General features: G+C 74.0%; 12 protein-coding genes. 5 read left to right on the top strand and 7 right to left on the bottom strand.

The window, feature by feature from the left end; all coding sequences use genetic code 11:
- Positions 1 to 28: 28 nt before the first annotated feature.
- Positions 29 to 1,138: a mechanosensitive ion channel family protein gene (locus ACFYW8_RS07140; RefSeq protein WP_389068692.1), complete on the bottom strand. Its 1,110-nt coding sequence runs from the start codon at positions 1,136 to 1,138 to the stop codon at positions 29 to 31.
- A 272-nt stretch (positions 1,139 to 1,410) separates the two neighbouring features.
- On the opposite strand from ACFYW8_RS07140, the gene ACFYW8_RS07145 reads away from it, so the two are divergent.
- Complete coding sequence (locus tag ACFYW8_RS07145) at positions 1,411 to 1,947, top strand: HNH endonuclease (protein WP_365869981.1); 537 nt, start codon at positions 1,411 to 1,413, stop codon at positions 1,945 to 1,947.
- 119 nt (positions 1,948 to 2,066) lie between these two features.
- Here the strand turns inward: ACFYW8_RS07145 and ACFYW8_RS07150 are convergent, their stop codons facing one another.
- The 4 genes from ACFYW8_RS07150 to ACFYW8_RS07165 all read right to left on the bottom strand — a co-directional run bounded on the left by ACFYW8_RS07150 (position 2,067) and on the right by ACFYW8_RS07165 (position 8,092).
- The gene (locus ACFYW8_RS07150; protein WP_389068693.1) at positions 2,067 to 3,416 is read right to left on the bottom strand and encodes an FtsX-like permease family protein; all 1,350 of its coding nucleotides are present in this window, start codon (positions 3,414 to 3,416) and stop codon (positions 2,067 to 2,069) included.
- The gene (locus tag ACFYW8_RS07155; RefSeq protein WP_389068694.1) at positions 3,413 to 4,141 is read right to left on the bottom strand and encodes an ABC transporter ATP-binding protein; all 729 of its coding nucleotides are present in this window, start codon (positions 4,139 to 4,141) and stop codon (positions 3,413 to 3,415) included. Before ACFYW8_RS07155 ends, ACFYW8_RS07150 begins: the two co-directional genes overlap by 4 nt.
- On the bottom strand, positions 4,138 to 4,671 hold the full coding sequence (locus ACFYW8_RS07160; RefSeq protein WP_365869980.1) for a PadR family transcriptional regulator: 534 nt from the start codon (positions 4,669 to 4,671) through the stop codon (positions 4,138 to 4,140). The genes ACFYW8_RS07155 and ACFYW8_RS07160 overlap by 4 nt, the downstream gene beginning before the upstream one ends.
- Before the next feature lie 154 nt (positions 4,672 to 4,825).
- A complete protein-coding gene (locus tag ACFYW8_RS07165; protein ID WP_389068695.1) occupies positions 4,826 to 8,092 on the bottom strand; it encodes a beta-N-acetylglucosaminidase domain-containing protein in 3,267 nt (1,088 codons plus the stop codon).
- A gap of 296 nt (positions 8,093 to 8,388) precedes the next feature.
- Here ACFYW8_RS07165 and ACFYW8_RS07170 point away from each other — a divergent pair, with 296 nt between their 5' ends.
- From ACFYW8_RS07170 to ACFYW8_RS07180, 3 genes are read left to right on the top strand one after another with little or no spacing between them, the layout of a single operon-like run.
- Positions 8,389 to 8,658, top strand: coding sequence for a hypothetical protein (locus ACFYW8_RS07170; RefSeq protein ID WP_389068696.1), 270 nt, complete (start codon positions 8,389 to 8,391; stop codon positions 8,656 to 8,658).
- Positions 8,658 to 10,814 carry a 4-alpha-glucanotransferase gene (gene malQ, locus ACFYW8_RS07175; RefSeq protein WP_389068697.1) on the top strand — a complete coding sequence of 719 codons (2,157 nt, stop codon included), beginning with the start codon at positions 8,658 to 8,660 and terminating at the stop codon, positions 10,812 to 10,814. Before ACFYW8_RS07170 ends, malQ begins: the two co-directional genes overlap by 1 nt.
- Positions 10,815 to 10,871: 57 nt before the next feature.
- Positions 10,872 to 11,111, top strand: a complete 240-nt coding sequence (locus ACFYW8_RS07180) for a hypothetical protein (protein ID WP_355855854.1) — start codon at positions 10,872 to 10,874, stop codon at positions 11,109 to 11,111.
- 154 nt (positions 11,112 to 11,265) lie between these two features.
- Here ACFYW8_RS07180 and ACFYW8_RS07185 read toward each other — a convergent pair whose 3' ends face one another.
- Complete coding sequence (locus ACFYW8_RS07185) at positions 11,266 to 11,763, bottom strand: MarR family winged helix-turn-helix transcriptional regulator (RefSeq protein WP_389068698.1); 498 nt, start codon at positions 11,761 to 11,763, stop codon at positions 11,266 to 11,268.
- Between the two features lie 179 nt (positions 11,764 to 11,942).
- Here ACFYW8_RS07185 and ACFYW8_RS07190 point away from each other — a divergent pair, with 179 nt between their 5' ends.
- Positions 11,943 to 12,929 carry an EamA family transporter gene (locus ACFYW8_RS07190; protein WP_389068699.1) on the top strand — a complete coding sequence of 329 codons (987 nt, stop codon included), beginning with the start codon at positions 11,943 to 11,945 and terminating at the stop codon, positions 12,927 to 12,929.
- Here the strand turns inward: ACFYW8_RS07190 and ACFYW8_RS07195 are convergent.
- Positions 12,926 to 13,402, bottom strand: coding sequence for a DUF1203 domain-containing protein (locus ACFYW8_RS07195; protein WP_365869975.1), 477 nt, complete (start codon positions 13,400 to 13,402; stop codon positions 12,926 to 12,928). The genes ACFYW8_RS07190 and ACFYW8_RS07195 overlap by 4 nt on opposite strands.
- Between the last annotated feature and the right edge of the window lie 14 nt (positions 13,403 to 13,416).

Genomic DNA, 13,416 nt, shown 5'->3' on the forward strand with positions numbered 1-13,416 from the left:
CCATCCCGGCCTCTTGACTGCAGCCGGCCTACTTCGGCGCGCCCGACGGGGCCGAGGCCGGAGCCGGGATCGGGGCCGTCGCCTCCGACTGCGGGGACGCCGGGTTGCCCAGGGCCGACGGGGCCGCCACCGCGGACGTCGGGTCGAGGGGCTCCTCCTCCGGGGGCACCGTGGGACCGCCCACGATACGGATGTCGGCCGCGTCGAAGGCGCGCTTGACGCGCCAGCGGAGCTCGCGCTCCACGGACCGGGCCTTGCCGGGCATGGTCTTGGCCGAGACGCGGACCACCATGGAGTCGAGGAGGACGCTGTCCAGGCCCAGGATCTCGATCGGGCCCCACAGGCGCTCGTTCCAGGGCTCTTCCTTGCTGAGCGTCTCGGCGACCTCGTCGATGACGGCCCGGACGTGGTCCAGGTCCTCCGAGGCGCGGACCGTGACGTCCACACCGGCCGTGGCCCAGCCCTGGGAGAGGTTGCCGATCCGCTTGACCTCGCCGTTGCGGACGTACCAGATCTCGCCGTTGTCGCCGCGCAGCTTGGTCACGCGCAGTCCGACCTCTATGACCTCACCCGAGGCCACGCCCGCGTCGATCACGTCGCCGACGCCGTACTGGTCCTCAAGGATCATGAAGACGCCGGAGAGGAAGTCGGTGACCAGGTTGCGGGCGCCGAAACCGATCGCGACACCGGCCACGCCCGCCGAGGCGAGCAGCGGGGCCAGGTTGATCTCGAACGTGCCGAGGATCATCAGCGCGGCCGTGCCCATGATCAGGAAGGACGCGACCGAACGCAGCACCGACCCTATGGCCTGGGAGCGCTGCCGGCGGCGCTCCACGTTCACCAGCAGACCGCCGAGCGCCGTCCCGTCGACGGCCTGGACGGTGCGGGTCATACGATCGATGAGCTTGGTGATCGCCCGCCGCACGAACACTCTCAGTACGGCGGCGACCACCAGGATCAGCAGCACGCGCAGACCTATGGCCAGCCAGGTCGACCAGTTCTCCTCGACCCAGCTCGCGGCGTGGGTCGCACTTTCCTGGGCGTCCTGAAGCGTGGGGGTCACCGGACCGGTCGACGTCGCGGGAGACGGAGACGGAGTCGAACCGGCGGCCAGGGCCAATAGGACGGGCAGGGACACAGCAGGTACCTCCAGGCGTAGCGGTCTGCCCGCGGCCGGGGACACAATCGGGGCGCCGTCGGGCAGAACCACCACACTAACGGGCCATCGTGTGTGGATCGTTGCCATGCTCAGGGGAGAGACCGTGCTCACCTGGGGATGAAGAAGGTGTGGTCGAAAACACTCCCAGCCCGTTACCGGGACATGGTGGCGCTTCCACCAGGCATGAGGGGAGACTGGCTGCAGATCGTCCCGGCGCGAGCCACGCGCCGCCGGCGTACAAGGAGGCATCCGTGCCGCACGTCCTGGTCCTCAACGCGTCGTACGAGCCGCTCGGCGTCGTACCGCTCCGCCGCGCGCTCGTCCTCGTCCTTGAGAACAAAGCCGTCTCTCTCGAGGAATCCGGCGCCTTCATGCACAGCGCGACCGTTACTGTCCCCGCACCCAGCGTGGTCCGGCTGAAGAGGTTCGTACGGGTTCCCTACCGAGGGCCCGTCCCGCTGACCAGGCGAGCTCTGTTCGCCCGCGACGGCGGCCGGTGCATGTACTGCGGTGGCGTCGCAACCAGCGTCGACCACGTCATCCCGCGCTCACGCGGGGGTCAGCACGCCTGGGACAACGTGGTGGCGTCCTGCCGCCGCTGCAACCACACCAAGGCCGACCGCCACCTGGTCGAGATCGGCTGGCGCCTGCGTCACAAACCCGCCCCGCCGTCCGGGCTCGCCTGGCGCATCATCGGAACGGGGCACAGGGACCCACGCTGGATGCCCTACCTGCAACCGTACGGCGCGGACGACGCCATGGCCCGGATCGACGGCATTTCAGCCTGACGATCCGGGTCTTTGCGTTGGCGGCGGCACCCTTGGCCGCCGCCTGTTCCGGCTCCCCGGGAGGACACCCCCGTGCCTCCCGGGGAGCCGGGCCTGCCCAGGGGCAGGAGCGGGCGCGGTCAGAGGTGGCGCAGCTCCGCCGGGAGCACCGAGCGGCGCAGCAGGGGCAGCGAGGTGGCCGCGGCCAGCAGACAGGCCGCGTAGACGGCCACCGGGACGAGCACCGGCAGCACCGGGACCGTTCCGCCGCCCGCGAGCTGTCCGTACCAGACGCCGATCCCGAGGCCCCCGGCACCGGCCAGCGCGACCGCGGGGGCGAGCGGCAGTGCCGTCTCCAGGAGCAGGGCCCGGCCGAGCACGGCGCGCGGCACTCCGGCGGCGGCCTGCGCGGCGAGGCCGCGGCGCCGGGTGGCCAGTGACTCGGCGGTCCCCACGGCCAGCCCGGAAAGGGTGATCGCGAGGGCGACCAGGATCGCGGCGCCCATGAGGTCGACGCCGGTGGTGTAGAAGGACAGGTCCGAGGGGAACGAGGCGCGGTCGCGCCCGGTGAGGTCGTCGAGCAGCACCTGGCGTACGCCGACGAAGCCCGTCCCCACGACGGTCACCAGCAGCACCGCCGCATGCGTGCGGGCGCCCGCCCACGGATCGTCCCGCAGCCGCTCGGCCGCGATCAGGGTCGCCGGGTTTTGGGTCCGTCCGGCGAGCAGACGGCCGGTCAGCCGGGCACTCGCGCCGACCGCCCAGATGGCTCCGAGGCCGGTGAGAATCACCACGGTGAAGACGGGCACCGGGGCCGTGTCGAACCCGCCGAAGCGGCGCGGAGCGATGGCGAACCCGGTGAGAAGCATCACGAGAGCCGCCGCGAGGACGGCGAGGCCGGGACCCCGCCCGCCGCTCGGGCGCACCCGGCGCACCCGGCGCACCCGGCCCAGGGGCGAGGCCACCACCCGGCGCAGGGCGAAGGTGCTCACCAGCACGCCCACCACGGGCACGGCGAGCGCGACCCCCGCGCAGCCGGCCCAGACGGCGGCGGGCGGGTTCTGCCACCGGCGCAGCAGGACCCCCGTGCAGACGAGGGTGGCGACGGCCGAGCCGATGAGACAGGCGAGGCCCGCCTCCAGCGCGGCGATCCGCCGCACCTGCGCGGGTGAGGCCCCCGCGAGGCGCAGCCCCGCCAGCCGCCGGTCGCGGTGCACGGCGCCGATGCGGGCGCACTGCCCGAGGAAGCCGAGCACCGGCACCAGCAGGAGCAGCAGGGTGAGGACCACGCCCGCCCGCTCGCCCGGCTGGTCGAGCAGGCCGGAGGCGAGGCGCAGGTGGTACCGCCCCTGGAGCGAGGCGACGGCGACGGTGGCCAGGCAGAGCGCCGTGGCGAGGGCCGCGCCCACGGCCGTGAGCGTGACCCGCCACCACTCCCGCCGGTCGGAACCGCTGGTCAGGAGTAGCGCGAGCCGGAGGTCGGTCCTCATCGGGACACCTCCGTGGAGCCCGAGGACGGCGCGGCTGCCGAGGCCGTCGGCAGGGTGCCGGAGCCGGTCACCACGCCGTCCCGCAGCGACACCTCCCGGTCCGCGTAGGCCGCCACCCGGGCGTCGTGGGTGATCAGCACGACCGCCGCGCCGGTCTCCCGGGCGGTGTGGATCAGGGCGGTCATCACCTGCTCCCCGGCGAGGGAGTCAAGTGAGCCGGTCGGCTCGTCCGCGAAGACGGCCTTCGGGGCCGTCACCAGGGCCCGCGCCAGTGCCACCCGCTGGGCCTGGCCGCCGCTCATCTCACCGGGCCGCAGCGTCTCCTGCCCCCTTACGCCGAACCGTTCCAGCCACGCGCGGGCCCGGTCCCGCGCCGCCGCGCGGGAGGCGCCCGCGAGCAGCAGCGGCAGTGCCACGTTGTCGGCGGCGGTCAGTTCGGGGATGAGCTGCCCGAACTGGAACACCACCCCGAAGTCCGTGCGGCGCAGCTCGCTGAGCCGCTTCTCGGGAAGCAGGTCGAGACGCTCGCCCGCGTACTCCACCGTGCCGCTGTCGGGCGTGACGATGCCCGCCAGGCAGTGGAGGAGCGTGGACTTGCCGCTGCCGCTGGCCCCGGTGACGGCGAGGATCTCGCCCGCGGCCAGCTCCAGCGAGGCGCCGCGCAGCGCCGGGGTGGGACCGTGCGCCTTGAACAGGTCCCTGGCGGTCAGAAGGGGGGTGCTCATGCTGTGTCGACCTCCGCGGTCAGGGTGGTGAGCCGGTCCGCCGTGGTGGTCATCCAGCGGAGGTCGGCGTCGAGGTGGCTGAGGGCGTAGTCGGCCGAGAGGACGGTCGCCAGATCGGCGCCGGGCGCCGTCTTCAGCGCCGTGAGCTCACGCATCCGTGCCATGTGCGCGGCGCGCTGCGCCAGCAGATAGCCGGCCGGGTCCGCCGAGGCGAGGATCGAGACGACGACCTTGGCGAAGATCTCGTTCGTCACGAAGGGCGCGGGCGGTGCGATCTCGCCCGCCCACCGGGTCAGTTCACTCGATCCGTCGCCGGTCGAGCGGTACAGCGTCCGCTCCGGACCGCCGTCCGAGTCGGTTCCGTCGACCGCGGCGAGACCGTCGCGGACCAGCCGCTGCAAGGTGGTGTAGACCTGCCCGTAGGCCAGCGGGCGGGCCTGCGGGAAGCGTTCGTCGTGCCGTCGCTTGAGGTCGTACCCATGGCTGGGGCCTCCGGCGAGCAGCCCCAACAGGATGTGACGGGTGCTCATGGAGATCAGTATGTACTCAAGATATGTACTGAGTGAATAGTTGGGCGCGGGATGGCTGAAGATGACCGATGACCGGAAGTTGCCCGCCCGCTGCGCGGTACGGCCGGGCGCCCCGCTGCGCGGTCCTGGCCGGCCGTCGGTCCGCCACCGGCCGTCAGTCCGCGACCGCGTACGCCTCCGCCGACCACAGCGAGTACCCGTACGGCGTCGCCCGCCGGACTCCCTGGACGCGCACGTAACGGACGTCCCGTTCGTCGAAGCGGAGGGACTCGTGGCCGCCGCGGCCGTCGTTCACGGTGGTCGCGGTGCGCCAGACGCGTCCGTCGGCGGAGACCTGCACCCGGTACGCGGACGGGTGCGCGTCCTGCCAGCTCAGCACGAGCCGGCCGAGGCGCACCGGCTGGGCGAACTGAACCTGCCACCAGGCGCCGTCGTCGACAGGGGAGGACCAACGGGTCGCCGGATCACCGTCGTTGGCCGCCGACGCCGGGAAGTCGGGGGTCTCGTCGCCGGACGAGGAGGCCGTGCCGGTGCGGGCCAGATCGGGGCCCGCCGTACGCGGGAAGGCGCGGACGGTCAGGGTGCGGGTCTGCGCGCCGAAGGCGACCGTGACGTCGTACGTGCCCGACGGCGTCCCCGGCGGGACCGTGACCTCGACGAGGCTGTCGACGACGGCGCCGCGCGGAAGGGTCGGCGCGGGCCGCGAGACCTTGGCCTGGATGCCCTTCGGGGCCGTCGCGGTCAGTTCACCGCTGACGTCGGTCGGGCGCAGTGACGTCAGCCGGGCCGTGACCCGCTGTGTGCCGCCGATCTCCACGTCCGTCGTGGAGCGGGCCAACTCCAGTGCCGCGGCGGGGGAGTCGGCGAACCACGGTACGAGATGGCGGACCTGGGAACGCTCCGGTCCGGTGACCCGGAGCGCGTCCGCGCGCACGCCCGCCGCGCCGACCTCCGTCGCGCCCCCGGCCGTGAGCGCGCCGAGGTACCGCCAGCCCTCGCCCGGGACATGCGCCTCGACGAAACCCGTCGTGCCCGGGTCGGTGAGCACGCTCACCTCGCTGAGGGTACGGGGGCGCGGGAGGAGGACGACGCGGCCGTCCTGCGCGCCGCCGTCGCCCGTGCCGCCGTCCTGCGGCGGGTCGCCCTGCGCGGTCCCGCCGTTGTCCGCGGGGCCGCCGGACGCGCCCGCGTCGCCGCCCGGTGTCGCGCCGTCGCCGGTGCCCGCGCCGCCGTCCCCCGTCGCTCCGGGGTCCTTCGGGGCGCCGTGGCCCGTCGAGGACTCGTTGTCGAGCCCGGCCCACTTCTCGTACGCCGTGCGGGCCCGGGTCAGGAACGGGTCGAGGACTCCCTTGCCGACCGTCACCCCGCTCGCCGCGAGCTCGGTGCGCAGCCGGTTCAGCGTGCGGTAGGCCGTCCACGCCGCCGTCGCGTCACCGTTCGACTGGGCGCTCAGCAGTGCCACGGCCGTCTCGCCGGCCTCGCCGTAGCGTGCCAACTGCGTTATCCAGGGCTCCACTTCGGTGGCGATCGGGCGCCCCGCCAACCGCTTCGGCGTCTCGCGCATCTCGGTGAACGCGGCGCGCAGCCGCTGGGCCGCGCTCTCGTTCGCGGCCCGGTCCGTGGTCGTCCGCGCCTGCCAGAACGCCTCGATGAGCGGGCGCAGATACGCCGACTCCTCGCCGCCCAGGACGGAGGACGCGTCGTTCCCGGCCAGTGCGCGCAGCGCGTCCGCGCTCCTGGCGTCGCCGCCCGCGAGGTCCTCGATCGCGGCCCCCCAGGACTCCTGGGGCCGGTAGTCCCGCGGGTTCCAGGCGTAGTCGGCCGCCGTGAACAGCGGGATGCGGGAGGCTTCGGCCTGCGGCATCGCGTTCGCCAGCAGAGCGGCTGAGCCGGTGGCCACCGCCGGCTCACGCCCCTGGTAGGGGCCGAGGAACACCCGGTCCTGCGCGTAGTCGTTGACCGGGTAGTTGTCCATCGTGACGAGCGGGTGGCTGCCGAACACCTCGCGGGTGCGCGCCAGTTCGCCACCCGTGATCGTCTTCGGCACGACACCGACGCCCGTCCACGCGACCTCGACGCGCTCGTCCAGGGCGCTCGCCAACTGCCGCCGGTAGTCGGTCGAACCGTCCTCGTAGTACTCCGTCGGCATCAGGGAGAGCGCGGCCACCTCCGGGTGCCGGGCGGCGAGATGCCGGGCCACGGCGTTCGCCACCCGTGCCTGCGCCTTCGCCGCCGCCCGGGAGCCGGAGCCGAACGCGTCCGCGTCCGCGCCGCAGTGCCACTCGGTGTAGCTGACGTCCTGGAACTGCAGCTGGAAGGCCCGGAACCCGAGCGCCCACATGGCGTCCAGCTTGCGTGTCAGCGCCTTCACGTCGGCGTCCGAGGAGAAGCACATCGCCTGCCCGGGGGTCACCGTCCAGGTCAGCGTGACGTGATTGCGGCGCGCCCGCTCCGCCAGGTCCCGGAAGCGGGCACGCTCCCCGGCCGGGTAGGGCTCACGCCAGCGTGCCTGCCGGAAGAGGTCGTCGCCGGGCGCGTAGACATAGCGGTTCTGTTTGGTCCGGCCCATGAAGTCGAGCTGCGCGAGCCGCTGTTCGGTGTTCCAGGGGCTGCCGTAGAAGCCCTCGGTGATGCCGCGCACGGCGGTGCCGGGCCAGTCCCGGACGACGGCACCGGCGATGCGGCCGTCGGCGCCGAGAAGCTGACGCAGTGTCTGCACCGCGTGGTACAGCCCGTCCTCGCCGACTCCCGCGAGGGCGACGGTGTCGCGGCCGTCGGTGCGGCCGACGGCCAGCCGGTAGCCCCCGGAGGGGAGATCGGCGCGGGGCGCGGCGCCGAGCGAGGTGAGCGCCCGCTCCAGGGAGCCCGACGCGGCGGGCACGCCGACGAAGGAACTCGCCCCCTGCCGAGCGCTGTTCGCCGGGTCCGTGCCCACCCGCACCACCAGGGCGTGCGCCGGGAGCGCGTCACCGTCCCGCGCCGTCGTGATCACGCGGGCGCCGGCTTGCCGCAGCAGCGCGCGCAACGCTTCGAGCGCGTACGGGTCGAGCTCGCTGTCCGAGGTGTTCGCGTCGACGCTCACGCCGGGGGCGTACGGGGTGATGGGTGCGCCGGGGGAGTACCAGCCGGCCGGAGAGCCGGAGCGTGCGCTGCCGAACGTACCGGGCGAGCCGGACACCGCCGGGTCCGCCGTACCGGTGACCAGGACGACCTCGTCCGTGACCGCGACCGGGGTGCCGTTCGCGCGCAGCGACTGTGGGCGGGGCCAGACGGCGGGCACCGCGCTCGTGGCGGGCGTCACGTCGTCCGCGGAGGCCGCCGGGCCGTGCGGTGCCGCGACGGCCGCGGGAGCCGTGGCGAACGCGCTCGCGACCACGGCGAACGCGAGTGCGGTCGCTCCTTTTCCACGCCCGAGTCGCACGGTTCCCCCTCGTAGCCGCCACCCCGACTGCGGCGTCCGGGTGGCGTCGAGCCCACCATCCGGGTGGTGAAGGTGTCAACGAGAGTGGCCGATGTGCCGGGATTACCCCAGCCTGGAGGGGCGGCCCGGAGGTGCGGGACGGCGACAGAATGTGACCAGAAGCACGTTGTTCGTCCGTGTGCGTCTGCCGTCGCGCCCACGGGGTAGGGCTGCGGTGACCGCCAGGGCATCCGTTTCCGGCACGATCCGCCGGAATGCCCTCGGCCGCCGTACCCGACCTCGACAAGGAGGCCCCCGTGGCCGCATCGGCACACCTTCTCCTCTCGGCCCTGTCCGGACGCGCAGCGGAGCCGTCGGTCCCCGGCCCCCGCGCGGGCCGGGCGTCCGCCGAGCCCGAGGGCGCCCACGTGTCTGCGCTCGGCTCGGAAGGTGCCGCCGCCGAGGTGCCGCTCACCAGCGAGCCTCCGCTGCCCGACGCCGAACCCCTGACCAGTGAGCCGCCGCTCGCGGACGCCGCGCACCTGACGAGCGAGCCCACCTCGACCGGCGCCGCGTCGGGGGTCTGATGGCACCCAGTGGGCCCGCCGACCCGCCGCGGACGGCACCGGAGCCGGCACCGCGGACGCCCCTGTCCCGGCTCGCCGAACTGCACGGTGTCGCCCCCGTCCACAGCCCCTCCCCGGACCGCACGGTAGTGGCACCGGACGCGGCGCTCGTCGCGATCCTGGCGGCGCTCGGCGTCGACGCGAGCACCCCGGACGCCGTACGCGCCGCCCTCGCGCGCCACGAGACCGAGACGGCCGAGCGGCTGCTGCCGCCGACCCTCGTGTGCTGGGGCGGCCTCGCCCCCGCCGAACTGACCGGCCTGCCCGACGCCACCCGGCTGCGGATCACCACCGAACAGGGTGAGACCCGAACCTCACCCGACCACCTCCCGCCCGGCGTCCACACGCTGCACGCCACCGCGCCCGACGGCCGCACCGCCGACGCCCACCTCGTCGTCGCCCCCACCCGGCTGCCCGCGCCGCCCGGACGCACGTACGGCCTGCTCGTCCAGCTCTACTCCCTGCTCTCCCGCCGTTCCTGGGGCATGGGCGACCTCGGCGACCTCGCCGAGCTGACCGCCTGGGCGGGGCGGGCGCTGGGCGCCGGATTCGTCCAGGTCAACCCGTTGCACGCGGCCGTGCCCGGCGAACCCACCGACCCCTCCCCGTACCGGCCGTCCTCCCGCCGCTTCCCCGACCCGGTGCACCTGCGCGTCGAGGACATCCCCGAGTACCCGTACGCCGAGGACCGCGACCGGCTGCGTATGGTGCTGGAGCGAGCCGAACAGTTGCGTGAATCCGTTCTGCGCAAGGGCGCTCTGATCGACCGCGACGCCGTGTGGGAGCTCAAGCGCGAGGCGCTCGAATCCGTCCGCGCGGTGCCCCTCGGGCCCGGCCGGCAGGCCGCCTACGCCGACTTCCTCGCCGAGGAGGGCCAGGCGCTGGAGGACCACGCCACCTGGTGCGCGCTCGCCGAGGTGTACGGCTCCGACTGGCGGAACTGGCCCGCGGCCCTGCGCGACCCCCGCTCGTCCGGAACCGCCCGCGCCCGGGGCGAACTGATGGACCGCGTCGACTTCCACAGCCGGCTCGCCTGGCTCACCGACGCCCAGCTCGCGCGCGCCCAGCGCTCCGCGCGCGACGCGGGCATGACCGTCGGGCTCGTGCACGACCTCGCCGTCGGCGTCCACCCCGACGGGGCCGACGCCTGGGCCCAGCAGGAGTACTTCGCGCCCGGCATGTCCGTCGGCGCGCCCCCGGACGCCTTCAACGCGCGCGGCCAGGACTGGGGTCTGCCGCCCTGGCGGCCCGACCGGCTCGCCGCTTCCGGATACGCCCCCTACCGGCGCCTGCTGCGCGCCCTCCTGCGTCATGCGGGCGCCCTGCGCATCGACCACGTCATGGGCCTGTTCCGGCTCTGGTGGATCCCCCAGGGGCAGCCGCCCACCGAGGGCTCGTACGTCCGCTACGACGCCGAGGCGATGCTCGCGATCCTGGTGCTGGAGGCCTCGCGGGCCGGGGCGCTGGTGATCGGGGAGGACCTCGGGACGGTCGAACCCGGGGTGCGCGAGACGCTCCAGGAGCGGGGAGTCCTGGGCACCTCGGTGATGTGGTTCGAACGCGACTGGGACGGCGACGGCATGCCCCTGCCGCCCGAGAGCTGGCGTGCCGACTGCCTGGCCACCGCCACCACCCACGACCTGCCGCCCACCGCGGCCCGGCTCACCGGCGAACACGTCGAACTCCGCGACCGGCTCGGCCTGTTGACCGGATCCCTCGACGAGGAACGGGCGGCCGCCGCCGCGGACACCCGGGAGTGGCTGGCGCTGCTCTCCCGGCTCGGGCTGCTGCGCGGCGCGAACGGCGGGGAACCCGCCTCGGCCGAGGAGGCCGAGATCCAGGCCGTGCACCGCTTCCTGCTGCGCACCCCGGCCCACCTGATCGGCGTCTGGCTCCCGGACGGGGTCGGTGACCGCCGGCCGCAGAACCTCCCCGGCACCTCGGACGAGTACCCCAACTGGCGCCTGCCCATCGCCGACGCCGAGGGCCGCCCGGTGACCCTGGAGGAGCTGGCCGCGTCACCGCGGCTGCACGCCCTGATCGACGTGGTGCGTGCCGAGAGCGGCCGCTCCGGTCCGCCCGGGAGTCCCCCGGGCCCCCCGCGCCGTGTCCCGTGACCTCCGTACGGCACCCCCGGGCGCGCGGCCCCGACGGGTGTTCGCTACGTTTGCACCGTGGACAAGAAGAACGCTCTGCGCGCCGGTGCCCTGGCCGCCGGTACGACGCTGATGATGCTGCTCATGTCGTCCCCCGCGCTCGCGCTGACCCGCGACGACGGCGACGACCCCGGCTCCGGCCTGAGCGTGATCGAAACGCTCGGTCTCTACGTCGTGCTGCCGATCGCGCTGTTCCTGGGTATCGCCGGCCTCGTGATGGTCCTGGACAAGTCCCACAAGCAGCCGAAGCAGGGCTGAGCCCCGCCCGTCGCACCAACTCTCCGCCGAGGGAGTCCCCGCACGATCGCGTGCGCGGACTCCCTCGCCGCGTTTTCGCCGCCGTCCCGGGCCGGCCGTCCTGGCCCTGGCCCCACGGATTGCGGACAGGTTCCAGGGGCGTGGCGCCGTCCGCCTAGGAGGCGGTGGCGGACAGCAAGGGGCGCAACAGGTCGGCCAGTTGGGCGGCCTGGCCGCTGTCGAGGGCCGAGAGCGCGGCTGTCTGGACGGCGAGCCCGGCTCCGACGGCCTCGTCGATCAGCCTCAGTCCCTCGTCCGTCAGGGTGACCTGGAGACCGCGCCGGTCGTGCGGATCGGGGGAGCGGCGGAGCAGTCCGGCGCGCTCCAGCTTGTCCAGGCGCCCGGTCATCCCGCCCGTGGTCAGCATGAGCGTGGCCGAGAGCCGGCGTGGCGGGAGCGTGTGGGGGGCGTCGGAGCGGCGCAGTGTCGCCAGGACGTCGAATTCCCCGCGCGAGATCCCGTACCGCGCGTACGCCTGCTCCATCCGGTCGCCCATGGCGCGGGCGAGCCGGAAGACCCGCCCGAAGACCTCCATCGCCGTGGTGTCGAGGTCCGGCCGGACGACGGCCCACTGTTCGACGATCAGGTCGACGGGGTCCTTGGGGGTGCTCATGGGAGCGAGTATCCGCCGCCCCGCGGGCCGGTCGCAAGAAAGCGGCTCGGAGGCAAGTGGGTCGCTGGGGAGCGGGTCGCCGGAAAGCGACGCGCAAGCGACTTGCATATAAGTAGCTTGCGACTAAGCTACTTATTGCCGACCTAGTTCCGTTCGGTCTACTCGAAACCGGGTGTCCCGTGGACGTGAAACGACCCGCCCTCATAGCCCTCACCGCGCTCGCCCCCGTCTCCTGGGGCAGCACCTATGCCGTGACCACCGAGTTCCTCCCGCCCGACCGGCCCCTGTTCACGGCCGGGCTGCGCGCCCTGCCCGCCGGGCTGCTGCTCCTCGCTCTCGCGCGCGTGCTGCCGCGCGGCGTGTGGTGGGGGAAGGCGGCCGTGCTGGGCGCGCTGAACATAGGCGCGTTCTTCCCGCTGCTGTTTCTCTCCGCGTACCGGCTGCCCGGCGGAATGGCGGCCGTGGTCGGCTCGACCGGGCCCCTGTTCGTGGCGGGCCTCGCGGCGGCGCTGCTCGGCGACCGGCCGACCCTCCGCACGCTCCTCACCGGTATCACCGCGGCCCTCGGCGTCAGCCTCGTCGTCCTGAAAGCGGCGGGCGCCCTCGACCTCCTGGGTGTCCTCGCGGCGCTCGCCTCCACCGCGTCGATGTCCACCGGCACGGTGCTCACCAAACGGTGGGGGCGGCCTGACGGAGTCGGTCCGCTGGCCCTGACGGCCTGGCAACTGACCGCCGGAGGACTGCTGATCGCGCCCGTCGCCCTTGTCGTCGAGGGAGCGCCGCCCGTGCTGGACGGCCGGGCGATCGGCGGCTACCTGTACCTCGCGCTGGCGAACACCGCGCTCGCCTACTGGCTGTGGTTCCGGGGCATCGGACGGCTCACCGCCACACAGGTGACGTTCCTCGGCCCGCTCTCGCCGTTGACCGCGGCGGCCATCGGCTGGGCTGCGCTGGGGCAGGCGCTGACACCGGTGCAGTCGGCGGGCATGACGCTGGCGTTCGGGGCGACGGTGTTCGGCCAGCTCAGGGTCCGTACGACCGCCACCGCCTCCACCCCCGTCGTCCGAGACCTGACCGGCGCGTCCCGGCCCGGGCGGGATCCCCGGCCCCGGCGTACCGCGTACGGGAACGAGCCCGGTCGGGCCCCGGCCCCCTGCGAGAACTAGCCCCGCCGCACCTCGTACAGGAAGCAGCCGTACTCCACCGCCCGTACGTGGAGCAGGGCCACCTTCGGGTCGGCGAACGCCGCTGTGAAGGCCTCGTCGAACGTGGTCGGTGTCTCGACCAGTCGTCCGCCCAGGATGTGGCCCGCGGCCGAGTAGCGACGGACCGTGCGACGGGCGTTCGTGAACGGGAGGGCGTCCGTGGCCGGGCCCGCGCAGGCCTCCGCGTGGATGAAGACCGGGCCCTGTTCGTCGTACGCGCCCGGCTCGGCGCCCGTTTCCGCGGCCCAGCGGCGCAGCGGGGCGTAGGAGACCAGGGCGACGCGCTCACCGGGCTCGCTGCGGCGCAGACAGCAGCGCAGCATGGCACCGCCCTCCTCGTCGGCCGGCGGGGCGAGCGGGCGGCCCGCGTCGTCGGTGTCGCGGAGTTCCTTCAAGGCGGCCGGGCCGATGGGGTGTGCGATGTACTTCGTCATGCGTCCAGGCTCCC

This window comes from Streptomyces sp. NPDC002742 (genome assembly GCF_042888885.1).
In the GTDB taxonomy this organism is placed as follows: domain Bacteria; phylum Actinomycetota; class Actinomycetes; order Streptomycetales; family Streptomycetaceae; genus Streptomyces.

Excerpts from the sequence above, each read along its gene's own strand:
- malQ (WP_389068697.1), top strand. The coding sequence starts at position 8,658 with ATGGCACCCAGTGGGCCCGCCGACCCGCCGCGGACGGCACCGGAGCCG.
- ACFYW8_RS07160 (WP_365869980.1), bottom strand. The coding sequence starts at position 4,671 with ATGAGCACCCGTCACATCCTGTTGGGGCTGCTCGCCGGAGGCCCCAGC.
- ACFYW8_RS07150 (WP_389068693.1), bottom strand. The coding sequence starts at position 3,416 with ATGAGGACCGACCTCCGGCTCGCGCTACTCCTGACCAGCGGTTCCGAC.
- ACFYW8_RS07155 (WP_389068694.1), bottom strand. The coding sequence starts at position 4,141 with ATGAGCACCCCCCTTCTGACCGCCAGGGACCTGTTCAAGGCGCACGGT.
- ACFYW8_RS07195 (WP_365869975.1), bottom strand. The coding sequence starts at position 13,402 with ATGACGAAGTACATCGCACACCCCATCGGCCCGGCCGCCTTGAAGGAA.
- ACFYW8_RS07185 (WP_389068698.1), bottom strand. The coding sequence starts at position 11,763 with ATGAGCACCCCCAAGGACCCCGTCGACCTGATCGTCGAACAGTGGGCC.